This window comes from Paraburkholderia sediminicola (genome assembly GCF_902859805.1).
GTDB lineage: Bacteria > Pseudomonadota > Gammaproteobacteria > Burkholderiales > Burkholderiaceae > Paraburkholderia > Paraburkholderia sediminicola.
Genome location: NZ_CADIKC010000012.1, coordinates 129,734 through 152,262, shown reverse-complemented (window position 1 = coordinate 152,262; position 22,529 = coordinate 129,734). Strand labels below are relative to the sequence as shown.

Genomic DNA, 22,529 nt, shown 5'->3' with positions numbered 1-22,529 from the left:
GGCTTTACCGGATGGCGGGCGTTTGCCTGGAACGCGAGCGGCGCCTCAGACGCTTTGCGCCAGGCGCTGCCAACCGCTGCCGCAACCGGCCTTGCGATTGCGTCCCTTCTTGCCAAGCGCTGCGCATCGCGCGCGGCACATACAGCTCGCCTCGTGGTCATTCACCATGCCGACGGCCTGCATGAAGGCATAGCAGATCGTCGATCCGACGAATTTGCAGCCGTAGCGCTTCAGGCCCTTGCTGAGCGCGTCCGAAATTTCGGTCGACGCAGGCGCCTGTTTATACGATGCCCAATCGTTCTGGATCGGCGTCTGGTCGACGAACGACCAAACGAAGTTGGCGAGCGAGCCATGCTCGGCCTGAATCTGCTGCACGGCGCGTGCATTGGTGATGGCCGACTCGATCTTGCCGCGATGGCGGACGATACTTTCGTCCAGCACCAGCGCATCGACCTGTTTGGGCGTAAAGCGCGCGACCTTATCGATGTCGAAGTCGGCGAAGGCGCGGCGATAGCCGGTTCGTTTGTTAAGAATCGTCGACCACGACAAGCCTGCCTGGGCGCCTTCCAGTACAAGCAGTTCGAACAGATGCTGATCGTCGCGCGAGGGCACCCCCCACTCGGTGTCGTGGTAGTGTGCGAGCGCTTCGCTCGATACCCAGTTGCATCGCTGTGTCACTTTTGCGCTCCCGCGTTGTCATGTCGTCCGTCAGCATAGCGGAAGCGGTGCGCGCCGCAAGCTGGCCATTCGGTCGATTGCGGGATTGAAACTGACCTGCCACGCTATGCGTTATTCACCACCTGAACTCACTCGATTCGATGAATAAAGACCTCTTTCTGATCGGCATTGACGGCGGCGGCACGGGTACGCGAGTCGTACTCGGCGATGCGCAGGGCCGTGAACTGGCGCAGGCGGCGAGCGGCCCCTCGGGGCTTGGCCTCGGCGTGGACCGTGCGTGGCAGGCCATTGGGGCCGGCTGCGTCGAGGCATTCACGCGTGCCGGTGAGTCGCTGGACTGGGCGCGCTGCGTACTCGGTTGCGGGTTGGCAGGGGTCAATAATCGCGACTGGCTGGCCGCGTTTCGCGCGCAGGCGCCGGCGGTAGCCGGGCTCGCGGTGGAAAGCGATGTGTACACCACCTTGCTTGGCGCGCACGGCGGCGCGCAGGGCGTGGTCGTCGCGCTTGGCACCGGCAGTCAGGCGGCCGTGCTTGACGGCAATGGCGACTGCCGAACTGCCGGCGGCTTCGGTTATCCGTCGGGTGACGAAGCGAGCGGCGCGTGGCTTGGGCTACGAGCCATCGTGTACGCCCAGCAGGCGCTCGACGGCCGTGTACCCAACGACGATCTGGCGCAGGCACTGCTCGCCCACACCGGCGCACATGACAGCGACAGCCTCGTGGTCTGGCTGTGCGAAGCCAATCAGACTGCTTATGCAAGGCTCGCGCCGATCGTCATTGCGCATCGCACGCATCCGTTCGCGGCGCGTTTGCTCGGTGAGGCCGGCCTTGAAGTGGGCAAGATGATCGCCGCGCTCGACCCTTCGGCGAGCCTGCCGGTCGCGCTGTGCGGCGGTCTCGGGGCACCCTTGCGCGAGTATGTGCCGCAGATCTATCAAGCCCGTCTGCGCGAACCGTTGGCGGATTCGGCACACGGCGGTTTGCAATTGGCGCAGCGCGAAGCGGCTCGCATCGACGGTTGAGAACCGTCGGGCGCGCCGGGTGCGATCTCACATATGCGCGCGCAACGGTAAAATGCGATCTTTGACGCTGCCCGGCTGCTCACACTATGTATAAAGTCATTGCCACGGATCTCGACGGCACGCTGCTCAACGCCGATCACCAGGTGGACCCGTTCACGATCGCCACCGTGCGCAAGCTGGAAAGCGATGGGCTGCATTTCGTGATCGCCACGGGGCGCCACTTCAGCGACGTTGCGGGCATTCGCGACCTGCTGGGCATCAAGCCGTACCTGATCACGTCGAACGGCGCGCGCATTCACGCGCCGGACAACACGGTGATCCACGCCGACGACCTGCCGCCGGCCATTGTGCAGCGGCTGGTGCTGCCGGAAATTGTCGGCGAACACGGACGTGTGATCGTCAACCTGTTCGCCGATCAGGCGTGGTTGATCGACCGCGATGCGCCGGACCTGCTGAAATTCCACCAGGATTCCGGCTTCACCTACGAAGTCACCGATCTGCCGAAGCACGACGGCGTCGACATTGCCAAGGTCCTTTACATCGGGGACCCTGCCGATCTCGCGCAAATCTCCGCCAACCTGGCGCGCGAATTTGGCGACGCGCTGTACGTCACCTATTCGCTGCCGGATTGCCTGGAGGTGATGACGTCGAACGTATCGAAGGGGCGTGCTTTGCAGATCGTGCTCGAGCGCCTCGGCGTCGATGCGTCGCAATGCGTGGCGTTCGGCGACAACATGAACGATATCGACCTGCTGGAGACAGCCGGCCATCCGTTCATGATGAACAACGCCAATCCTGATCTCATCACGCGTCTGCCGAACGTGCCGCGCATCGGCAACAACTCCGAAGCGGGCGTCGCGCACCATCTGCGCAAACTGTTCTCGCTCGACGACGAACTGATGTCCTGAAACGGACCGGCCCGCATCCTCTTTCGCGGATGCGGGCCGGTTGTTCGCCTCCCTGGGCGACCCTACGTGCCAACGCTACGATCAGCCGTGCCATCCGCCACGGCGATCGCCGTGGTCGTCGTGACCCCAGCGGCGGTCGTTGTGATCCCAGCCGCGGTTATCCCGGTGGTCGTCGCGATAGTAGCCGCCGTAGCCGCCGCGCTCATAGCGATGGTCCCAACCACCGTTGCCGTAGTACACCGGCTGTGGCGCTGCGTAGACGGGTGCAGGTTGGGCATAAACCGGTGCGCCGAGCGACAGGCCGATATTCAGATCCGTATGCGCTTGCGCGACACCGCATGCGCCCGCAGCAAGTCCAGCAGCAACCAGCAAGTGAGTGACGATGCGTTTCATGTTGTTCTCCTGTGAGGCGACGTATGTTTGTCGCACAGGACCAATCTACGCATTCCGGTCTCTGATTAGTGAGACGAGATGTTACGGACTGCAAGCATCGTCGCAGGGTTTGAAAGGCAATAGAGGGAACATTCGAGCGCAACACGACGTACGCGTTTTCCGCTCGAAACCCCGCCAAATAAGGCCTCTCGGCTTCCTGGAACGAGCCGGCATCCAGTTCCCATCGCCTATTGCAGCATTCGGATGGCCGCCCCCGTAATCACGGCTTACATCTGTATTACCCAATTAATCAGCTGAGCCAGCGGAAGCACCCGCCGCAGCCGCGGAAGGTGCTCCCGGCAGTGCCGCGCATGGGCAATCCGCAGCGCGACCGTTCAGTCCTTGCCGGTCAAGCTTGAACGTGGCGTGGGCCGTGCCGTTTTGCCAGTTGAGGCGAACGACATAAATACTGTCGAAGTCGTCGCTTTGCCAGTTGGGGACATCGGCGGCATTGCCACCATGCGTGCTCATCATCTGGCGCAGCAGCTTCACGATCAACTTGTGCTCCCACGCCACGACAATCAGCTTGTTGCGATTAGCGGGATTGACGAGCGCTGCGCCGAGTTGATCGATCTGGGCGAAGCCATACGGAGTTTGAACCGGCATCTGGAACTGGATGGCGGTTGGCTCGATGGTCGCAAGTGGCCGGACATAGTAATAGGGATGCCCGCTGTCGTCCTTTTGCTGGCCTGGATCGGGCGCGTAGATCGCATCCGGTTTGCCGAACTTGGCGGCGATCACGGCAGGCAGCGCCAGCGCGCGGTTGAGCCCCTGACAATTGAGCTGACCGTAGCCCTTGGCGGGTTTCTCGCCGTGCCGCACGAATACCAGCGTTTCGGTATTGCTTTCTGCCGCATGGACCGCGGGTAACGCCAGTACGCCTGCACACAAACCGCCGATGGAGAGTGCGACGCCATGCAGGAATCCGCGGAAACGGGTCATCGGTAGCACCTGTGCGAGCTTGGGAAGTCGCACGATTCTAGCAGCGGGTTATCGGCAGGCCATGGGCCTGCCTGCATTGTGCGCAAAACGAAACGGGCGCCGTGGCGCCCGCTTTGACTGCACGGGGTATGCACACCTGGGCAATCCCCGCGCATTAACCGATCAGTCGAGCGCCAGTTCCTGCGAACTGCCGCGGCGGCTTTCGGCGACGAGCGGGTACAGCACACCTGCGATCACCGCGCCGATAATCGGTGCAACCCAGAACATCCACAGCTGATCCACCGCTGCGCCGCCGACGAACAGCGCCGGACCGGTGGAGCGCGCCGGGTTGACCGACGTGTTGGTGACCGGAATCGAGATCAGGTGAATCAGCGTCAGGCACAGGCCAATGGCGATCGGCGCGAAACCGGCCGGCGCGCGTTTGTCCGTCGCGCCGAGGATGACGAACAGGAAGAAGCCGGTCATCACCACTTCACAAATGAAGGCGGCTGCAAGCGAGTAGTGACCCGGCGAGCGCTCACCGTAGCCGTTGCTGGCGAAACCGCTTGCAACGAGATCAAAGCCTGGCTTGCCCGAGGCGATCAGCGACAGCACCAGCGCGCCCAGCACCGCACCGATCACTTGCGCGACGATGTACGGCACCAGGTCGCGGGCCGGGAAGCGGCCGGCGACGGTCAGGCCGACGCTCACCGCCGGATTCAGGTGGCAGCCGGAGATGTGACCGATCGCATACGCCATTGTCAGGACAGTAAGGCCGAAGGCGAGCGAGACGCCTACGAAACCGATGCCCAGACCGTGAACCGGGCCGGCGAAGTTGGCGGCGAGGACGGCGCTGCCGCAGCCCCCGAGCACGAGCCAGAAGGTGCCGAAGAGCTCGGCAGCAAGGCGCTTTGACAACTGCATGATTGGTAATCCTAAAATGTTTGACGCTTGGAGTGGCATGAATGCTAAGCGCTAGTGCATGCCATTGAGCGCGCAATTCTAGGGAAAGACAGCCGGATTAGGTGTCAAGAATTGTCAAAGTGGAGTCGCCTTTACCTATTATTACCCGATAAAGATCTCGTTTTACAATTCATCGACGCTTAATAATTATCAGATGATTTCTTCCTAAATCGGTATTATTGTCCATTGCGAATTTTTATAATTGCAGCTAGTCTGCGAGCGAATGAGTTCTAAAAAGGGGAGAACCGATATGTCTCAATATGCAGACCTCAAGGCACAGATTGCCAAATTGCAGGCACAGGCAGACGAAGCCCGTCGTACTGAAGTCGACAATGTTGTCGCCGACATCCGCCAAAAGATCGCTGAATACGGTCTGACCGCGCAAGACCTGGGCTTTGCGGTGGCCGCCAAGCGTGGACGCCCGCCGAAGAAGGCGCCGTTGCCGGCCAAGTACCAGGATCCAAAATCGGGCAATACCTGGAGCGGGCGCGGCAAACCGCCAAAGTGGATTGTCGGCAAGAATCGCGAACGCTTTCTGATTGGCGCGGCCTGAATGCCCTGTAGTCCGGGCGAAAGCCAACTGAAGGTTGAACGGCGCAGGGTGGTTTATTCGCGTCGTGCTAATCCGGCATGGAAGCGCATCCATGGCTGAATTAAAAAAGCCGCCCTTGAGAGGCGGCTTTTCCGTAGTAGAAGCGGGTTAACTCTAGCTAAGCGCTCGCGCAAACGATTCACCAGGCAAATTTACTCGTGATTGGCGTGCAAATCGGAAAGCGGCGGGAAAACAGCGTAAGCGGCAGAAGCACGACTTAAGCGACTGAGCGGATAAAAACCTCAGCCACTTAAGCCCGTTGCTCAACCCACCGCGACCCGGCGCAACATCGGGCGGCGCGTCGCTTCGATCAATGCCGAATAGCCGTCAACGTAATTCTGGGCCATCGTTTTCGAGCTGAAGCGGCGCTCGAACTGCGCGCGAATCTCGGTGCGCGACAGCTCGTCCAGACGCTGCAACGCGGCTACCGCGCCCTGAACGTCTTCAACAATGTAGCCGGTCACGCCGTGGTCGATCACTTCCGGCACCGAACCGCGGTTGAACGCGATCACCGGGGTGCCGCACGCCATCGATTCGATCATCACGAGACCGAACGGCTCCGACCAGTCGATCGGGAACAGCAGCGCCTTGGCGCCCGACAGGAACTCGGGTTTCTGCGCCTCGTTGATTTCGCCGACGAACTCCACGTGCGCCATGGAGAGCAACGGTTCGATTTCCTTCTTGAAGTATTCCTGGTCGACCTTGTCCACTTTGGCGGCGATCTTCAGCGGCAAACCGCTTTGTGCAGCGATCTTGATAGCTGTATCGACGCGCTTCTCCGGACAGATTCGGCCGAGGAACGCCAGGTATTCCGGCTTCTTGTGCGCTTGCGGAGTGAGCAGCTGCTCCGGCAGACCGTGGTAAATCGTGTTCAGCCAGTTGGCCTGGGGCAGCGGCGCGCGCTGCGAATCCGAGATCGACACCACCGGCACATTCGAGAACGCGTCGAACACCGGTTGCAGTTCCGGCAAGTCCAGGCGACCGTGAAGCGTCGTCACGAACGGCGTGTCCATGGTGGTGAAGAGCGGGAACGGCATGTAGTCGAGGTGAAAGTGCAGCACGTCGAACTCATGCGCGACCTTGCGCACCTTTTCCATCATCAGGACGTGCGGAGCCAGCGCATCGCGAATCGTCGGGTCGAGGCGCAGCGCACGCGGCCAGCACGCATCGAGGTTCGCCGAGGTGACCGAGTCGCCGCTTGCAAACAGCGTGACGTCGTGGCCGAGATCGACCAGCGCTTCGGTCAGGTACGAGACGACACGTTCGGTGCCGCCGTAGAGTTTCGGCGGCACAGCTTCATACAGCGGCGCAATTTGTGCGATTCGCATGCGTTTCTCCTGTTCAAAACGGCTTCGCACAACGGCGCTCGGGTCGAGCGAGGAGCGAATGCCTGACGGACGGTTGGGCGCGGTAAGCCGCCGCCCGGGGGTATTCCGAACCTGCATCGGGTAATCCCTTAGCTTCATTATCGGGATCGGCCGCGCTAATTCGAGTTATTTTTCAAACGCTTAATGTTGTTACAGCGCGAAACATGATGCGTTACAGGTCGGCAGGAGGGTGTCCCGATAGCCGGCAAGCACGACTGGGTGGACATCCGAACGCTGAGTGAGCATCAGCAAGGGACGGTCCCGGGGACTAAAACGCGCTCTACACCATGCGCGTTGCGCAGAAGTGAAAACGTCTTATAATTCTTTCTCACCACTACAAGGTGCGGATCGTGAGTCACTCAGGACTCACCGTTTGGTTCACATTTCTGCTGAGGAAATAGCCAAAACGCATCGCCGGCCTCAAGCTGAGCGCCACTTCGGCCGCTTCAACCTGCTTTCCGACCCCTCCGTGTAGGAACAATTCCTACACGAATGACGGATTAATCCGTCAAACAGGCAGGGTGTCTGTCCGATTTTCGTCCGCTCCCCCTTTCGACACAATGCTCCCAAGACCAGAAACGAGCCGATTCGTGCGGTTTAAGTGCGCGCGTTCGAGCAAACGTTTCCGTAACGGCCTGACCAGCCAGATACACCCGGGGGAATCATGAGCGCGACAAGCGAAATGCTCAATGAGATCAGAGAAGTCAATCTTTCTTATCTCCTGCTCGCCCAGCGTCTGCTGCGCGAGGACAAGCCTATGGGCATGTTTCGCATGGGGATTTCGGACCAGCTGGCCGACGTGCTCGCCAATCTGTCTTTGGCGCAGACCGTGAAACTGGCGGCGTCCAATCAGGTGTTGTGCCGTTTCCGTTTCGATGACCATGCCGTGCTGTCCGCCCTTGCGGACAAAGGCAAATCGAGCGCCGTGGCCCAGGCGCATTCCGCGATCCTGATGGCAAGCCAGCCAGTCGAGCAACTCAGCTGATGGCAGCTTTTAGTTCAAGTAAAGCGATCAGGATGGGGGAAATGCAAGCGGATGGCATATAAAAGTGTTGTGCAGGAAGTCAGGGAAATTACCCTCGCCATCGAGCTGATCGAACTCGGTGCGCGTCTGCAATTGCTGGAAGCGGAAACCAGCCTGTCACGCGACCGGCTGATCAAGCTCTACAAGGAGCTGAAAGGGGTGTCGCCGCCCAAGGGCATGCTGCCGTTTTCGACCGACTGGTTCATGACCTGGCAGCCGAACTTTCACTCATCGCTGTTCTACAACATCTACCGTTTCATGGCCGGCCACGGCGGCTGTCTGACGATCCAGTCGATTGTGAAGAGCTACCGGCTCTATCTGGAACATGTCCAGCTGCACGACGATGAGCCCGTGCTCAGTCTCACGCGCGCGTGGACGCTCGTGCGCTTCTTCGACTCCGGAATGCTGCAAATGACCGCTTGTTGCCGGTGCGGGGGACATTTTGTCGCGCATGCCCACGATCCGCAGCACTCCTTCGTCTGCGGGCTGTGCCAGCCGCCGTCGCGCGCGGGTAAGACAAAGAAATTTGCCGACGCCCGGGCCCGCGAAAGCCTCGCCGCGCTCGAAATTTGAGCCGCAGGCGGTGCCGGCACACGGCTCGCACCCTGGCGAGCGGGTCGTTGCACACGCCTACATCCCCATTCGGCGGGCTTTTCAGCCCGATCCGCCAACGCGCGACCCGGCCAGGCCGGTTTAACCCGCCTCTGGTTTACACCGGAGCGACGAGCCCCTTTTCCGCCAAAGTTTTCTGCTTCGTTGCCGTAAACCAGATTAACGACGGTCACCGTCGCTTCTTTGTGAGGGCTCGGCAGTGCTGATTTTCGTGGGAACACTCGTGACGCTATTGTCCGTTTTCGGCGGTTACGCGCTGGAAGGCGGCCATCTCGGCGCGCTGTTGCAGCCTGTCGAAGTGCTGATGATCGTCGGCGCCGGCGTCGGCGCGTTCATTCTCGGCAACGGGATGAAGACGATCAAGGCGACACTGCGCGTCATTCCGACCCTGTTCAAGGGCGCGAAGTACAACAAGGATGTCTACATGGAGCTGATGGCGCTCCTCTACGTCCTGCTGGCCAAGGCGCGCAAGGAAGGCACGCTGACGCTGGAAGCCGATATCGACGATCCGTCGAAGAGCCCGATCTTCACCCAGTACCCGAAGATCCTCGCCGACCATCACATCATCGAATTCCTGACCGACTATCTGCGTCTGATGGTCGGCGGCAACATGAACGCGTTCGAGATCGAAAGCCTGATGGACGAGGAGATCGAGACGCATCACCAGGAAGGCGAGGCGCCCGCGCACGCCCTGAACAAGGTCGGCGACGCGATGCCGGCGTTCGGGATCGTGGCCGCGGTGATGGGCGTGGTGCACACCATGGCCTCCGCCGACAAGCCGCCCGCAGTGCTCGGCGAGATGATCGCCCAGGCGCTGGTCGGCACCTTCCTCGGGATTCTGCTCTCGTACGGGCTGATCGGACCGCTCGCGAGCGTCGCCGAACAGCGCGTGACCGAGTCGACCAAGATGTTCCAGTGCATCAAGGTCACGATTCTCGCCAGTCTGAATGGCTATGCGCCGGCGATTGCCGTCGAATTCGGCCGCAAGGTGCTCTTCTCGACTGAACGCCCGTCGTTCGCCGAGCTGGAAGAGCACGTGCGCCGCGTCAAAGCCAAGTAATGGGCGCCGGGAACTGATTCGATGAGCAAGGATAAAGACCGCGCCATTGTCGTCAAGCGCTCCGCGCCGGCCAAGAAAGGCCACCACGGCGGCGCATGGAAGCTCGCCTATGCGGACTTCATGACCGCGATGATGGCGTTCTTCCTGCTGATGTGGCTGCTGAGCTCGGCCTCCACCGTGCAGTTGAAGGGCATCGCCGATTACTTCAACCAGCCGTTGAAGATCACGCTGTGGGGCGGCGATCGCAGTGCCGAAGACTCAAGCATTCTGAAGGGCGGCGGCCGCGATATTTCGACCGACGCACAGGGCGTGACGCGCTCGACCGACGGCAGCAGCAATCGCGCCGAGCGCACGGTCTCGCATAGCAACGACGACTCGATCAAGCAGTCGCAGGGCGAGCTGGAACGCCGTGAGCAGGTCCGTCTGCACGATCTGCAGGTCAAGCTGATGGCGGCGATCGAAGCGAACCCGGTGCTGCGCCAGTTCAAGCAGCAGATCCGCATCGACTCGACGCTGACCGGCCTGCGCATCGAAATTGTCGACTCGCAGAAGCGGCCGATGTTCGCGACCGCGAAAGACGTGGTTGAGCCGTACATGCGCGACATCCTGCGCGAAATCGGACACACGCTGAACGACGTGCCGAACCGGATCATCGTGCAAGGGCACACCGATGCCGTGCAATACGCGGGCGGTGAGAAGGGCTATAGCAACTGGGAACTGTCTGCGGATCGCGCCAATGCGTCGCGACGTGAGCTGATCGCCGGCGGCATGGACGAAGCGAAGGTGATGCGCGTACTCGGCCTCGCGTCGACGCAGAACCTGAACAAGGCGGACCCGATGGATCCGGAAAACCGCCGCATCAGCATCATCGTGCTGAACAAGAAGTCGGAGGAGGCGCTTGACCATGACGACTCCACCACGACCACCTTGTCGGACGACGCGGCCGGCTCCAAGCCGCTGCTGCAAAGACTTGCGCAACCGGTGACGGTTGCACCGAAGGTGCCGGCGGCAGCGCCGGCAGCCCAGTAACAGACAGCGACCGGCAGGCCGGCCCATGCGCTCAGGTGGCGCGGACGGTCAGCCGGTCCATAGCGTAAGTGCAGTGAGGTTTTCATGATCAGGCACATCCTGGCAGTCGACGATTCGGCATCGATGCGGCAAATTCTCGCCGCAACGCTGACGACGGCAGGCTATGAAGTGACGCTCGCGGCGGACGGCATTGAAGGGCTCGAAAACGCGCTCGCCATGTCGTTCGACCTCGTGCTGACCGACCAGCACATGCCGGGCAAAACCGGCCTCGATCTGATCACGGAACTGCGCGGCAATCCGGCTTACCAGGCGACGCCCATCCTCGTCCTCACGACGGAATCGGGCGAGCCGTTCAAGGCTGCGGCGCGGGCCGCGGGGGCGACCGGCTGGATCGAAAAGCCGCTCGACCCCGACATGTTGACCGAACTGGTCGCGGCATTAGCCGAATCGGACAACGCATGAGCGCCTCATAAGCGCCACCCTTACACAAGTTATAGAAGCTCTCGACGCGGCGGCACGACAGCCCAAGCGTAGACAGGAACTCTCGCGGTGACCCAGGCATGACACTCGACATCACTCAGTTCTATCAGACCTTCTTCGACGAAGCGGACGAACTGCTCGCGCAGATGGAGCAGTTGCTGCTCAATCTGGACATCGCGCATCCGGACCCCGAAGACCTCGCGGCGATTTTCCGCGCGGCGCATTCGATCAAGGGCGGCGCGGCGACGTTCGGTTTTACCGCGCTGACGGAAACGACCCACATTCTCGAATCGCTGCTCGACCGCGCGCGCAATAACGAACTCGTGCTGCGCAAGGACATGATCGACACGTTCCTCGAAACCAAGGACGTGTTGTCGGGCCAGCTCACCGACTACCGTGCGAGCGCCGAGCCGGATACGGCAGTGGCCAAGGCGATCTGCGCGAAGCTCGAACAGTTGCACGCGGAAAGCCGCCTGGGCGCCGAAGCGGCGCCGGCAGCCGCCGCACCGGTGGCAGCCGTTGCACCAGTAGAAGCACAAACAGCAGGAACAGCAGGGACAGCAGGACAAGGCGGTACCCCGCCCGAGCACGTCGTCGAACAGGCGGTGCAGGCGGCGGGTGAATGGACTGACGGCGAACCGGCACAGACCGGACAAGCCGCGGGCGCCGGCGATGCAGCCGGCCCCCATCTGAAAATTACGCTACGGGGCGTAGGTGAGAAGGACCAGGAACTGCTGTCCGAAGAGCTCGGCAACCTGGGTAACATCGTCGGGCAGGTCAAGAGCGGCGGCGATTTGACGCTGTGGCTCCAGACCGATGTGACCTCCGACGACATCATCGCTGTGTGCTGTTTCGTGATCGACGAAAGTCAGATCTCGATCGGCCGCGGCACCGCACCGGCGGACGAGACGCAGCAAGGCGAACCTGGAACGCCCGACGCTGCCGATTCGGCCTCGGCGCAAGCAGCACAAACGACACACGCCGGCCAGGCGGAGCAGGCAGCATCGTCGGCACCGGCGGCCCACACCGCTGCGCCCGCTCAGGCCGCCACGCACGGGCTGTTCAACGCCCCGGCGTCGACAGCGACTACGCCGGCGCCCGCCGCGGCTGCACCCGCAGCAGCGAGCAGCGCACCGGCGGCAAGTGTGGCAACAGGTGTGGCAACAACGACGGCCGCAAGCGCCGAACAGGATCGCAAGGCAGCACGGCCGGCCGCGGCAGCAGGCGGCGCGGAAGGCAGCTCGATTCGCGTCGGCGTCGAAAAGGTCGATCAGCTGATCAACCTGGTCGGCGAACTGGTGATCACGCAGGCGATGTTGGCCGAGACCACCAGCACGTTCGATCCGGCGCTGCACGATCGGCTCTTCAACGGCATGGCGCAGCTCGAGCGCAACGCTCGCGATCTGCAGGAAGCGGTGATGTCGATCCGCATGATGCCGATGGATTACGTGTTCAGCCGCTTCCCGCGTCTCGTGCGCGATCTGGCGGCGAAACTCGGCAAGGAAGTGGAGCTCGTCACCTTCGGTCAGGCGACCGAACTCGACAAGAGCCTCATCGAACGGATCATCGATCCGTTGACCCACCTCGTGCGCAACAGTCTCGACCACGGTATCGAAACCGTGGAAGCGCGGCGCGCGGCGGGTAAGGATGCGACCGGTCAGCTGGTGCTGTCGGCGGCTCACCATGGCGGCAACATCGTCATCGAAGTGAGCGACGACGGCGCGGGTTTGCGCCGCGACAAGATTCTCGCGAAGGCCGCCAAGCAGGGCATGCAGGTTAGCGAATCGATGTCCGACGAAGAAGTCTGGAACCTGATTTTCCTGCCGGGCTTCTCGACGGCGGAGCAGGTCACGGACGTCTCGGGCCGTGGCGTCGGCATGGACGTGGTGAAGCGGAACATCCAGTCGATGGGTGGTCACGTGGAAATCACTTCGCATGCCGGCAAGGGCAGCACCACGCGCATCGTCTTGCCGCTCACGCTGGCGATTCTCGACGGCATGTCGGTCAAGGTCGGCAACGAGATCTTCATTCTGCCGCTGAACTTCGTGATGGAGTCGCTGCAACCGCGTGCCGAGGACATCTACACGGTGGCTAACGGCGAACGCGTGGTGCGCGTGCGCGGCGAATATCTGCCGCTCGTCGCGCTGCACGAAGTGTTCAACGTCGACGACGCCAAGCAGGAGCCGACGCAAGGCATCGTCACCATCATGCAAACCGAAGGGCGCCGCTTTGCGATGCTGATCGACGAGCTGGTGGGGCAGCAGCAGGTGGTCGTGAAGAATCTGGAAACGAATTACCGCAAGGTGCACGGCATTTCCGCCGCAACCATTCTCGGCGACGGCAGTGTCGCGCTGATCGTGGACGTGGCGGCGCTGAATCGCGAAACGCGCCATGCGCACGGCGCGATGAGCCTCGCATGACATCCGCAACACTCACTCAACTTATTTCATCCCAACCGTTTGGGGGCTAACGTGGCAGAAGTCCAATCCATCAATTCGAGCGTCGCAAACGCGAGCGGTACGAATGGCCGCCGCGACTCGCAGCAGGCTGACGCCGGCGGTCAGGAATTCCTCGTCTTCACGCTCGGCGCCGAAGAGTACGGCATCGACATTCTCAAGGTGCAGGAAATCCGCGGCTACGACAACGTGACGCGAATCGCCAATGCGCCGGAGTTCATCAAAGGCGTGATCAATCTGCGCGGCATCATCGTGCCGATCGTGGACATGCGCATCAAGTTTCATCTGGGCCGCGTCGAGTACGACCACCAGACCGTCGTGATCATTCTGAACGTCGCGCATCGCGTGGTCGGGATGGTGGTGGACGGCGTGTCGGACGTGCTGACGCTCGCCACCGACCAGATCATGCCTGCGCCGGAATTCGGTGCGACGCTGACGACCGAGTACCTCACGGGTCTGGGCACTGTCGACGGCCGCATGCTGATCCTGATGGACATTGAGAAGCTGATGACCAGCCGCGAAATGGCGCTGATCGAAACGCTGAGCGCTTGAGTACGACTACGCGCCAGTAAGAAAGACAGATCGAAGAGGGAGCATCAAGATGCTGAGCAGGTGGTCGATTCGCACATCGCTGACGATGGTGGGGGTCATTCTGGTTGCGCTGACCGTCGTGGTCGGCGCGCTTGGTCTGACCGCGCTGAACAGCGCGAGCCAGTCGCTCGACCGTATCGCGCGCGGCGATCTGGTCGCCATTCACGCGCTCGACGATGCTTCGGCGTATCTGTTGCGTTCGCGCGTGACGCTGGACCGCGTGACCGCGTTGAGCACCGCCGGCGACACCGAGCAGGCAAAGACCGCGCTCGATCGCGCGCAAGTGCTGCTCGCCAAGTCAAGCGAAAACTGGCAGGCGTTTCTCAACGCACCGAAGAACGGCGTTGACCAGGCGCTGCTCGACGATCTGACGGCGCGCCGCACGACGCTGACGCGAGACGGTGTCGATCCGGAGTTCACCGCGCTGCGCGCGAACGATCCGGCGGCCTATCACGCGATCGCCGATACCAAGATTCCCCCGATGTTCCTTGCGTACGACAACGTTGCGTCCAGCGTGATCAAGGCGATGCAGCAGCATGCGGTGGATCAGCAGACGAGCGCGCAATCGAACATCTCGCTGATGACCACGCTGATCATCGGCGTCACCGTGATCGCGCTGCTGCTGGTGGTGGGCATCCGCTTCGCACTGCGCGGCCTGATCGTGCAGCCGCTGAACGACGCGACGGCATGCTTCGAACGAATCGCCTCGGGCGATCTGTCCGAGCAGATCAACGTGTTCAGCCGTAACGAAATCGGCCGCCTGTTCGGCGCCATCAAGCGCATGCAGGAAAGCATGGCGACGATGGTGACGGCGGTTCACAGCAGCACCGAGTCGATCGACACCGGCGCGCGCGAAATCGCGATGGGCAACACCGATCTCTCGCAACGCACTGAACAGCAAGCGGCGTCGCTTCAGGAAACCGCCTCGAGCATGGAGCAGCTGACCGGCACGGTGCGTCAGAACGCCGAGAACGCGCGTCAGGCGAGCCAACTGGCTGTCAACGCGTCGGATATCGCGACGCGCGGCGGCGATGTGGTGAGCCAGGTCGTCACGACGATGCAGGACATCGCGACCAGTTCGAACAAGGTCGTCGACATCATCGGCGTGATCGAAGGGATTGCCTTCCAGACCAACATTCTCGCGCTGAACGCGGCGGTCGAAGCCGCGCGGGCAGGCGAACAGGGCCGCGGTTTCGCGGTGGTGGCAGGCGAAGTGCGCAGCCTCGCGCAGCGCAGCGCCAGTGCCGCGAAGGAAATCAAGGAACTGATCGGCGACTCGGTCGACAAGGTGCAAAGCGGCTCGGCGCTGGTGGGCCGCGCGGGCACTACGATGGACGAGATCGTGCAGGCAGTGCGCCGCGTGACCGACATCATGGGTGAAATCAGCGCGGCTTCCGAAGAGCAGTCGGGCGGCATCGAACAGGTGAATCGCGCGGTCGTGCAGATGGACGAAGTCACGCAGCAGAACGCCGCGCTGGTCGAGCAGGCTGCGGCTGCGGCGGCGTCGCTCGAAGATCAGACGCGTCAGTTGCAAGCGGTAGTGAACGGCTGGAAAGTAGCCGGCGGCCAGACCCGCAGCGTCGCAACTGCGACCGCAGCGCGTCCGCAAGCGGCTGCACGTTCGAACGGCAGCAAGAGCGGCAGCCAGCACGTGTCGTCCGCCAAGGCCGCGCCGCAAGCGAGCGCACACGCCGCGGCGCATCCGGCAGCAGGCAAGGCTGCAAGTACGGCAAGTGCAGCAAAGGCGGCAACGCCGGCTTCCTCCACTCACGGTGCCGACACTGCACGTGTCGAGCCGGCGCTCAAACCGAAGACGGCTCGCGCCGCATCCGACTCCGCAGCACGTCCTGCCACAGCAGGCGCCGCGTCGGCAGGATCGGACGCGGACTGGGAAACGTTCTAGGAAGTGGCACAGAGACATGCGGTCATTCGGCATCTCGCTCCATGACGGGCGAATCATCGAAGCACGCTTAAGAGGCGTGTCGCGGGCCGATCGCGTGTTGGCAGAACTCGCGGGCGGGCGCGACCCCGCGAACACAACCCCTTTCGCCAGAAACAGCGTTGCTGGCGAAAAGCGGGATGGCTCGTATTGCAGGCAGGAACTCTCATAATGGCAACGCGCGAACAGCAACCTCCGCAACCGGCGCGTCCGCAGCCGGCACGCCCCGCCCGGGCGGAACCGGCTAGAGCCGGCGAGCAAGGACGGGATTTCGAATTCACGTCGGCGGATTTCGCTCGCATTCGCGATCTGATTCATCGCAGCGCGGGTATTTCGCTGTCGGATCACAAGCGCGATATGGCGTACAGCCGTCTGGCGCGCCGGTTGCGCGCCCGTGGCCTCGAGACCTTCAAACAGTACCTCGATCTGCTCGAAGCGGAAAACGATCCGGCCGAGTGGGAAGCGTTCACCAATGCGCTGACCACCAACCTGACCGCGTTCTTCCGCGAAGCCCATCACTTTCCGATCCTGGCCGAGTTCGTGCCGCGCCGCGCGCAGCCGGTTTCCGTGTGGTGCTCGGCAGCGTCGACCGGTGAGGAACCGTATTCGATCGCGATGACGCTGATCGAAGCGCTCGGCGACAGCGGCGCGCGTCAGGCCACCGTGCTCGCCACCGACATCGACACGCAAGTGCTGGCGAAAGCCGAAGCCGGCATGTACCAGTTCGATCAGGTGAAGCACCTGTCGCCCGAGCGGCTCAAGCGCTTCTTCCTGAAAGGCACCGGCGCGCACGCGGGCATGGTCAAGGTACGCCCGGAAGTACGTGCGATGGTGCGCTTCGAGCAACTGAATCTGACCGACCGCGATTACCAGTTGCGCTCGCAGTTCGACGCGATCTTCTGCCGCAATGTGATGATCTATTTCGACAAGCCGACGCAGGGGCAGGTGCTCGGGCGCTTCGAGCCGCTGATGAAATCGGGAGGTTTGCTGTTCGCCGGCCACTCGGAAAACTTCACCTATGTGACGCAGGCGTTCAAGCTGCGCGGTCAGACCGTTTATGAACTGACGCGCGACGCAGGCGCCGCTCGCACGCCGGCACGCGCCACGAGCCATGCCGCCAGCGCAACGACGAGCGGGGTGACCGTATGAGCAGCAGCCTGCCGATCGCCTCCAATCTGTACTTCGACAATCACTTCCAGCGCCCGGGCGTGAAGCTGTTGCCGAACGAGTTTTACACCACGAGCGAAGACATGGTGCTCGTCACCGTGCTCGGTTCGTGTGTCGCGGCCTGCATTCAGGACCGCACGGCCGGCATTGGCGGCATGAATCACTTCATGCTGCCCGACGACGGCGCGGACGCCGGCCAGCCTGCCTCGGATTCGATGCGTTATGGCGCGTACGCCATGGAAGTGCTGATCAACGAACTGATCAAGGCCGGTGGCCGGCGCGAGCGTTTCGAAGCCAAGGTGTTCGGCGGCGGCGCGGTGCTCGCCGGCATGACGACGATGAACATCGGCGATCGCAATTCGGAATTCGTACGCCGCTATCTGGCGCTCGAAAAAATCCGCATCGTCGCTGAAGATTTGCAGGGCAATCATCCGCGCAAGGTCGCCTTCATGCCGCGCACCGGCCAGGTGATGGTGAAGAAGTTGCGCCTGCAGCAGGAAGCGGGCGTGGCCGAGCGCGAACAGGCGCTCGTGCGGCAAAGTACCGAAGCGCGTGCCGAGCGGCTTGCGGCGGCTCGCAAACGGGTCGAGCTGTTCTCGACGCCGGCCGCCACGCGACCGAAGATCGAACTGTTCGGCGCGGCAGGCGGCAGTACGGGCGCAGGCGCAGCGAAGCCTCGCATCGAACTGTTCGGCGCAAGCCCGCGCCCGATTAACTCTAACAACGCCAGAACTACAGAGGAGGCGTGAGCGCTGTGCAAAAGATCAAAGTACTGTGCGTCGACGATTCGGCGCTGATCCGCAGCCTGATGACGGAAATCATCAACGGCCAGCCGGACATGACCGTCGTGGCGACTGCGCCCGACCCGCTGGTCGCGCGCGACCTCATCAAGCAGCACAATCCGGACGTGCTGACGCTCGACGTCGAAATGCCGCGCATGGACGGCCTCGACTTCCTTGAGAAGCTGATGCGTCTGCGGCCGATGCCGGTCGTGATGGTGTCGTCGCTGACCGAACGCGGCAATGAAATCACACTGCGCGCGCTGGAACTGGGCGCGGTCGACTTCGTCACCAAGCCGAAAGTCGGTATTCGCGACGGCATGCTCGACTATTCGGAAAAGCTCGCCGACAAGATTCGCGCCGCGGCCCGCGCACGGGTGCGCCAGGCCGCGCCGGTGCAGCACGCGGCCACGCATGCGGCGCATGCGCCCGCCGCCGCCGCGCCGCTTTTCAACAATCCGCTGCTCAGTACCGAGAAGCTGATTATTGTCGGCGCGTCGACGGGCGGCACCGAAGCGATCCGCGAAGTGCTGGTTCCGCTGCCGCCGGATGCGCCTGCCGTGCTGATCGCGCAGCATATGCCGCCGGGTTTCACAAAATCTTTTGCGCAACGCCTTAATGGTTTGTGCCGGATTACCGTTAAAGAGGCAGAGCACGGCGAACGCGTGCTGCCGGGACATGCGTATATCGCGCCCGGCCACGCTCACCTGTTGCTGGCTCGCAGCGGGGCGAACTATATTGCGCATCTGTCGGACGAACCGCCGGTGAACCGGCACCGTCCGTCGGTCGACGTGCTGTTCCGTTCGGCTGCGCAGCATGCGGGCAAGAATGCGGTAGGCGTGATCCTGACCGGAATGGGGCGCGATGGCGCCGCCGGACTACTGGACATGAAAAAAGCGGGGGCGTATACCCTTGCACAGGACGAAGCGAGCTGTATCGTATTCGGCATGCCGCGCGAAGCGATTGCGCTCGGCGCCGCGGACGAAATTGCTTCGCTGCCGGAAATGAGCCGACGCGTGATGGCGCGTCTGTCGTCAATGGGCGACCGCGTACAGCGGGTATGATGCGCGGGCCTGACAGCGAGCGCCAGGCATGGGACCGGAGTAAGTAACTCCGGTCAAATACGCATCGGAATGAACTGGCGGTCATGCGCCGCATCATGGATCAAGCAAAGGGAATGAAATGGATAAGGGAATGAAGATTCTGGTGGTTGACGACTTTCCGACGATGCGCCGGATTGTCCGCAACCTGCTCAAGGAGCTCGGCTACTCGAACGTCGACGAAGCGGAAGACGGTCAGGCCGGCCTCGCGCGTTTGCGCAGCGGTACGTATGACTTCGTGATCTCCGACTGGAACATGCCGAACCTCGACGGTCTGGCCATGCTCAAGGAAATCCGCGCCGACGCCCACCTGACGCATCTGCCGGTGCTGATGGTCACGGCCGAATCGAAGAAGGAAAACATCATCGCGGCGGCTCAGGCCGGCGCGAGCGGTTATGTCGTCAAGCCGTTCACGGCCGCGACGCTCGACGAGAAGCTCAACAAGATTCTCGAGAAGATGGCGAAAGCCGGGAGCTGATGTGACTCTGCCGACCAACGCGCAAGGTGCCGAAGCGGCGGCCGAGAGCGGCGACCTCGCGTCTGACCGCATCCTCGCCCGTATCGGACAACTGACGCGCACGCTGCGTGACTCGATGCGTGAGCTCGGGATCGACAAGCATGTCGAGCGTGCGGCGGAAGCCGTGCCCGATGCTCGCGACCGTCTCAAGTACATCGCGAACATGACCGAGCAGGCCGCCGAGCGCGTGCTGTCATCGATCGACGTCGCCAAGCCGATCCAGGAACAACTGCAGAAAGACGCCGGCGAGCTCGACGCGCGCTGGGAGCAGTGGTACGCGGCGCCGATCGAGCGCGAGGAAGTGCGCGCGCTGATGAACGACACGCGTACCTTTCTGCGCGGCGTGCCCGAGGCGACCACCGCGACCAATTCGCAGTTGATGGAGATCATGCTGGCGCAGGACTTCCAGGATCTGACCGGACAGGTCATCAAGAAGATCACGGATGTCGTGTACCTGATCGAGCAGCAGTTGCTCGGCGTGCTGGTCGAGAACATCGCGCTCGAGCGGCGCGAGCAGTTCGCGGCGAATGCGGCGGCGCTGGCGGCCGAGCCGTCGTCCACCGGCAGCCCCGAACATCTGCTGAACGGTCCGCAGATCAATCCGGAAGGCAAGACCGACGTGGTGCAGGATCAGTCGCAGGTCGACGATCTGCTGGCGAGCCTCGGCTTCTGACCTGTCAGTGCGCCCGCAAAGGCGCACGGCAGGATCGCCGGACCGCCGGATCGCCGGATCGCCGGATCGGTATAGGTAGCGAGTCACGCTCCGGCGTGCGCTTGCTGTCTACCGACACAAACCACAGGCATACTACGGACTCAAGCAGCGGCATGGCATTCCGGTGAGAGACAGTCACCGGTCGGTGGCACCGTGAGGCATCCCTCCGGAGTGCGACCGCAGCGGTGCCGTATGATCTGCATAGATGCGGCCGGTTCGCACGAGGTGCGAGCCGAGCAGCAGCAGCTCGGGAGGAGCCTTGTCATGTGGAGTCGCGTACGCCGCGCCGGGTTCGTTATGGCGCTTGCATTACCTTGTTCGTTGTCAGCCGTGCAGTCCGCGTATGCGGGATTGGGCGGCTCCCCGATGACACCCCCTACGGATGCATCGGTTTCTTCCCGCACCGTCCAGCCTGGCACCAGTTCGGCAACGGCGGCTCAAAGCGTGATGCGTTCTGCATCGAACGCTGCTTCTTCCACCTCGGCTTCATCGTCCTACACCGTGCGTGAAACGACGCTCGGCAACGGCACGGTGGTGCGCGAATACCTCGCCGCGGACGGTTCGGTCTTCGGCATCGCGTGGCGCGGTCCGCAAATGCCGGATCTGAACGATCTGCTCGGCAGCTATTTCCCGCAGTACGTCGCCGGCGTGAAAGCCGCGCGAGAGGCGCGCGGAGGCGGTCGTGGCCCCGTTGCGGTCGACCAGAGCACCCTAGTGGTCCGCTCCGGCGGTCACATGGGCGCGTTCAGCGGTCAGGCCTGGTTGCCGCCGGCGTTGCCGGCCGGCGTCAGCGGTTCCGACATCCAGTAAGGGCGAGGACGAACGATGCGAACCATGCAAAGTGCTGTGAAGCTCAGGGGCTGGGTGCAGGCCGTCGTGGCCGTGGCGTTGGTGTCGGTGATTGCCGCCTGCGGCGGTGGTGGCGGCGGCGACAGTTCCAGTTCCGGCAACAACTCGTCGACCACGCTGAACGGCGGCTCGCTGCCGGCCAGCCCGACCCAGCAACCGATCGCCGCGACGGCGGCGAACACCGTGCCGATCACGGTCGCGCGCGGTGTGAACGGCGTCATCAATATTCCGACGGTTAGCGTGACGGTATGCCCGCCGGGTACGACATCTGGCTGTCAGACCATCAACAATATCCAGGTCGATACGGGTTCGTTCGGGCTGCGCCTGGTCAGCTCGGTGCTGAATAGTTCGTTGCTCAACGGCGGGTTGCCGATCAATACCCTGAACGGTACGCAACTCGCCGAGTGCGCGACCTTCGCCGACGGCTACACGTGGGGTACGGTGCGCACCGCGACCGTGCAGATCGGGGGTGAGACGACGTCCACGGGCATCCCGATACAGATCATTGGCGATTCGGCGGCCGGCTCAGCGCCCAGCGGCTGCGGCAGCGGCTCGGCGGAAAACACGGCCAGCGATCTCGGCGCCAACGGCATTCTCGGGATCGGCACGGCGCCTACCGATTGCGGCGCAACTTGCGCGAATGCGGGGACCGCCGGCACCTACAGCAATTATTTCACGTGTGGCACCTCCTGCACCCGTGCCACGGTGCCGCTCACCCAGCAGGTCGCCAATCCGGTCGCCAAGTTCACGGCCGACAATAACGGCGTGATCGTGCAGATGCCGCCGGTGTCGAACACCGGTGCATCGTCGGCCACCGGCACGCTGGTGTTCGGGATCGGCACGCAGTCGAACAATGCGCTGGCGGCTACGCAGACCTTCACCACCGATGCCTTCGGCAACATGAACAACAGCGTCTTTAACGGCACGACCGTGCAGGCGTTCTTCGATTCGGGTTCGAACGCGTACTTCTTCGGTGACAGCTCGCTCGCGCTGTGCGGCAGTAATTTCGCCGGGTTCTATTGCCCGTCGTCCGCGCAAACCCGGTCGATTACGCTGGGCGGCGCGAGCAGCACGAGAGCGAGCGTCAGCATCGGCATCCTGAGCGCGTCGACGCTGTTCAGCAACAGCAGCAACTATGCGTTCAACGATCTGGCCGGGCAGATCGGCGGCAACAGCAGCTTCGATCTCGGTTTGCCGTTCTTTTATGGCCGCTACGTTTACTACGGGTTCGCGACCAGCACTCAAGCCCCTTACGTCGGCTTCTGAGGCGCATGTCTTACGCATAAGGACCGGCTGGACACCCTCGCCAAACGGCGCGGGTGTCCGCTAGC

Annotated in this window: 23 protein-coding genes; 18 read left to right on the top strand and 5 right to left on the bottom strand. The window is 62.6% G+C overall.

Translation table 11 applies throughout. The annotated features are described in order from the left end of the window. Positions 1–45: 45 nt before the first annotated feature. On the bottom strand, positions 46–678 hold the full coding sequence (locus R8871_RS31955) for a DNA-3-methyladenine glycosylase I (protein ID WP_175054029.1): 633 nt from the start codon (positions 676–678) through the stop codon (positions 46–48). A gap of 140 nt (positions 679–818) precedes the next feature. Here R8871_RS31955 and R8871_RS31950 point away from each other — a divergent pair, with 140 nt between their 5' ends. Further along, positions 819–1,700: a BadF/BadG/BcrA/BcrD ATPase family protein gene (locus tag R8871_RS31950; protein ID WP_175054028.1), complete on the top strand. Its 882-nt coding sequence runs from the start codon at positions 819–821 to the stop codon at positions 1,698–1,700. Positions 1,701–1,786: 86 nt separating this feature from the next. Continuing rightward, positions 1,787–2,608, top strand: coding sequence for a Cof-type HAD-IIB family hydrolase (locus tag R8871_RS31945; RefSeq protein WP_175054027.1), 822 nt, complete (start codon positions 1,787–1,789; stop codon positions 2,606–2,608). Between the two features lie 81 nt (positions 2,609–2,689). Here the strand turns inward: R8871_RS31945 and R8871_RS31940 are convergent, their stop codons facing one another. The 3 genes from R8871_RS31940 to aqpZ all read right to left on the bottom strand — a co-directional run bounded on the left by R8871_RS31940 (position 2,690) and on the right by aqpZ (position 4,885). Continuing rightward, the gene (locus tag R8871_RS31940; protein ID WP_175054026.1) at positions 2,690–3,001 is read right to left on the bottom strand and encodes a PXPV repeat protein; all 312 of its coding nucleotides are present in this window, start codon (positions 2,999–3,001) and stop codon (positions 2,690–2,692) included. A 285-nt stretch (positions 3,002–3,286) separates the two neighbouring features. Then, on the bottom strand, positions 3,287–3,982 hold the full coding sequence (locus R8871_RS31935; RefSeq protein ID WP_175054025.1) for a histidine phosphatase family protein: 696 nt from the start codon (positions 3,980–3,982) through the stop codon (positions 3,287–3,289). Positions 3,983–4,144: 162 nt separating this feature from the next. After that, positions 4,145–4,885, bottom strand: coding sequence for an aquaporin Z (aqpZ, locus tag R8871_RS31930; protein ID WP_175054024.1), 741 nt, complete (start codon positions 4,883–4,885; stop codon positions 4,145–4,147). Positions 4,886–5,174: 289 nt separating this feature from the next. On the opposite strand from aqpZ, the gene R8871_RS31925 reads away from it, so the two are divergent. Continuing rightward, a complete protein-coding gene (locus tag R8871_RS31925) occupies positions 5,175–5,477 on the top strand; it encodes an H-NS histone family protein (RefSeq protein ID WP_093640787.1) in 303 nt (100 codons plus the stop codon). Positions 5,478–5,779: 302 nt separating this feature from the next. On the opposite strand, the gene R8871_RS31920 is transcribed toward R8871_RS31925, so the two are convergent. Next, positions 5,780–6,844 carry a glycosyltransferase family 4 protein gene (locus R8871_RS31920; RefSeq protein ID WP_175054023.1) on the bottom strand — a complete coding sequence of 355 codons (1,065 nt, stop codon included), beginning with the start codon at positions 6,842–6,844 and terminating at the stop codon, positions 5,780–5,782. A gap of 703 nt (positions 6,845–7,547) precedes the next feature. On the opposite strand from R8871_RS31920, the gene flhD reads away from it, so the two are divergent. The 15 genes from flhD (at position 7,548) to R8871_RS31845 (ending at position 22,464) form a co-directional block, all read left to right on the top strand. Next, a complete protein-coding gene (gene flhD / locus R8871_RS31915) occupies positions 7,548–7,868 on the top strand; it encodes a flagellar transcriptional regulator FlhD (RefSeq protein WP_093640793.1) in 321 nt (106 codons plus the stop codon). A gap of 51 nt (positions 7,869–7,919) precedes the next feature. After that, on the top strand, positions 7,920–8,480 hold the full coding sequence (gene flhC / locus R8871_RS31910) for a flagellar transcriptional regulator FlhC (RefSeq protein WP_175054022.1): 561 nt from the start codon (positions 7,920–7,922) through the stop codon (positions 8,478–8,480). Between the two features lie 238 nt (positions 8,481–8,718). Next, positions 8,719–9,579, top strand: coding sequence for a flagellar motor stator protein MotA (gene motA / locus R8871_RS31905; RefSeq protein ID WP_006050895.1), 861 nt, complete (start codon positions 8,719–8,721; stop codon positions 9,577–9,579). Between the two features lie 21 nt (positions 9,580–9,600). Continuing rightward, positions 9,601–10,608 (top strand): flagellar motor protein MotB, encoded by a 1,008-nt coding sequence (motB, locus tag R8871_RS31900; protein ID WP_175054021.1) that lies wholly within the window; start codon positions 9,601–9,603, stop codon positions 10,606–10,608. A gap of 84 nt (positions 10,609–10,692) precedes the next feature. Beyond that, positions 10,693–11,070, top strand: coding sequence for a response regulator (locus R8871_RS31895; RefSeq protein WP_175054020.1), 378 nt, complete (start codon positions 10,693–10,695; stop codon positions 11,068–11,070). A gap of 98 nt (positions 11,071–11,168) precedes the next feature. Continuing rightward, positions 11,169–13,508, top strand: a complete 2,340-nt coding sequence (gene cheA, locus R8871_RS31890) for a chemotaxis protein CheA (RefSeq protein ID WP_175054019.1) — start codon at positions 11,169–11,171, stop codon at positions 13,506–13,508. Positions 13,509–13,559: 51 nt separating this feature from the next. Further along, a complete protein-coding gene (gene cheW, locus R8871_RS31885; RefSeq protein WP_097390704.1) occupies positions 13,560–14,096 on the top strand; it encodes a chemotaxis protein CheW in 537 nt (178 codons plus the stop codon). Positions 14,097–14,145: 49 nt separating this feature from the next. Continuing rightward, complete coding sequence (locus tag R8871_RS31880) at positions 14,146–16,038, top strand: methyl-accepting chemotaxis protein (protein ID WP_175054018.1); 1,893 nt, start codon at positions 14,146–14,148, stop codon at positions 16,036–16,038. A 204-nt stretch (positions 16,039–16,242) separates the two neighbouring features. Then, positions 16,243–17,223, top strand: coding sequence for a CheR family methyltransferase (locus R8871_RS31875; RefSeq protein ID WP_407673240.1), 981 nt, complete (start codon positions 16,243–16,245; stop codon positions 17,221–17,223). Further along, complete coding sequence (gene cheD / locus R8871_RS31870; RefSeq protein ID WP_175054016.1) at positions 17,220–17,990, top strand: chemoreceptor glutamine deamidase CheD; 771 nt, start codon at positions 17,220–17,222, stop codon at positions 17,988–17,990. The genes R8871_RS31875 and cheD overlap by 4 nt, the downstream gene beginning before the upstream one ends. A gap of 5 nt (positions 17,991–17,995) precedes the next feature. Continuing rightward, positions 17,996–19,084 carry a protein-glutamate methylesterase/protein-glutamine glutaminase gene (locus R8871_RS31865; protein WP_167378470.1) on the top strand — a complete coding sequence of 363 codons (1,089 nt, stop codon included), beginning with the start codon at positions 17,996–17,998 and terminating at the stop codon, positions 19,082–19,084. Positions 19,085–19,202: 118 nt separating this feature from the next. Then, the gene (gene cheY, locus R8871_RS31860; protein WP_054038493.1) at positions 19,203–19,598 is read left to right on the top strand and encodes a chemotaxis response regulator CheY; all 396 of its coding nucleotides are present in this window, start codon (positions 19,203–19,205) and stop codon (positions 19,596–19,598) included. 1 nt (position 19,599) lies between these two features. Continuing rightward, a complete protein-coding gene (gene cheZ / locus R8871_RS31855; RefSeq protein WP_054038491.1) occupies positions 19,600–20,310 on the top strand; it encodes a protein phosphatase CheZ in 711 nt (236 codons plus the stop codon). 303 nt (positions 20,311–20,613) lie between these two features. Next, positions 20,614–21,159, top strand: coding sequence for a DUF2844 domain-containing protein (locus R8871_RS31850; RefSeq protein ID WP_175054015.1), 546 nt, complete (start codon positions 20,614–20,616; stop codon positions 21,157–21,159). Between the two features lie 15 nt (positions 21,160–21,174). Then, complete coding sequence (locus R8871_RS31845) at positions 21,175–22,464, top strand: DUF3443 domain-containing protein (RefSeq protein WP_175054014.1); 1,290 nt, start codon at positions 21,175–21,177, stop codon at positions 22,462–22,464. Positions 22,465–22,529: the final 65 nt, after the last annotated feature.

Coding starts and splice junctions, on each gene's coding strand:
- R8871_RS31950 (WP_175054028.1), top strand. CDS start 819: ATGAATAAAGACCTCTTTCTGATCGGCATTGACGGCGGCGGCACGGGT.
- R8871_RS31945 (WP_175054027.1), top strand. CDS start 1,787: ATGTATAAAGTCATTGCCACGGATCTCGACGGCACGCTGCTCAACGCC.
- R8871_RS31940 (WP_175054026.1), bottom strand. CDS start 3,001: ATGAAACGCATCGTCACTCACTTGCTGGTTGCTGCTGGACTTGCTGCG.
- R8871_RS31935 (WP_175054025.1), bottom strand. CDS start 3,982: ATGACCCGTTTCCGCGGATTCCTGCATGGCGTCGCACTCTCCATCGGC.
- aqpZ (WP_175054024.1), bottom strand. CDS start 4,885: ATGCAGTTGTCAAAGCGCCTTGCTGCCGAGCTCTTCGGCACCTTCTGG.
- R8871_RS31925 (WP_093640787.1), top strand. CDS start 5,175: ATGTCTCAATATGCAGACCTCAAGGCACAGATTGCCAAATTGCAGGCA.
- R8871_RS31920 (WP_175054023.1), bottom strand. CDS start 6,844: ATGCGAATCGCACAAATTGCGCCGCTGTATGAAGCTGTGCCGCCGAAA.
- flhD (WP_093640793.1), top strand. CDS start 7,548: ATGAGCGCGACAAGCGAAATGCTCAATGAGATCAGAGAAGTCAATCTT.
- flhC (WP_175054022.1), top strand. CDS start 7,920: ATGGCATATAAAAGTGTTGTGCAGGAAGTCAGGGAAATTACCCTCGCC.
- motB (WP_175054021.1), top strand. CDS start 9,601: ATGAGCAAGGATAAAGACCGCGCCATTGTCGTCAAGCGCTCCGCGCCG.
- R8871_RS31895 (WP_175054020.1), top strand. CDS start 10,693: ATGATCAGGCACATCCTGGCAGTCGACGATTCGGCATCGATGCGGCAA.
- cheA (WP_175054019.1), top strand. CDS start 11,169: ATGACACTCGACATCACTCAGTTCTATCAGACCTTCTTCGACGAAGCG.
- R8871_RS31880 (WP_175054018.1), top strand. CDS start 14,146: ATGCTGAGCAGGTGGTCGATTCGCACATCGCTGACGATGGTGGGGGTC.
- cheD (WP_175054016.1), top strand. CDS start 17,220: ATGAGCAGCAGCCTGCCGATCGCCTCCAATCTGTACTTCGACAATCAC.
- cheY (WP_054038493.1), top strand. CDS start 19,203: ATGGATAAGGGAATGAAGATTCTGGTGGTTGACGACTTTCCGACGATG.
- R8871_RS31850 (WP_175054015.1), top strand. CDS start 20,614: ATGTGGAGTCGCGTACGCCGCGCCGGGTTCGTTATGGCGCTTGCATTA.
- R8871_RS31845 (WP_175054014.1), top strand. CDS start 21,175: ATGCGAACCATGCAAAGTGCTGTGAAGCTCAGGGGCTGGGTGCAGGCC.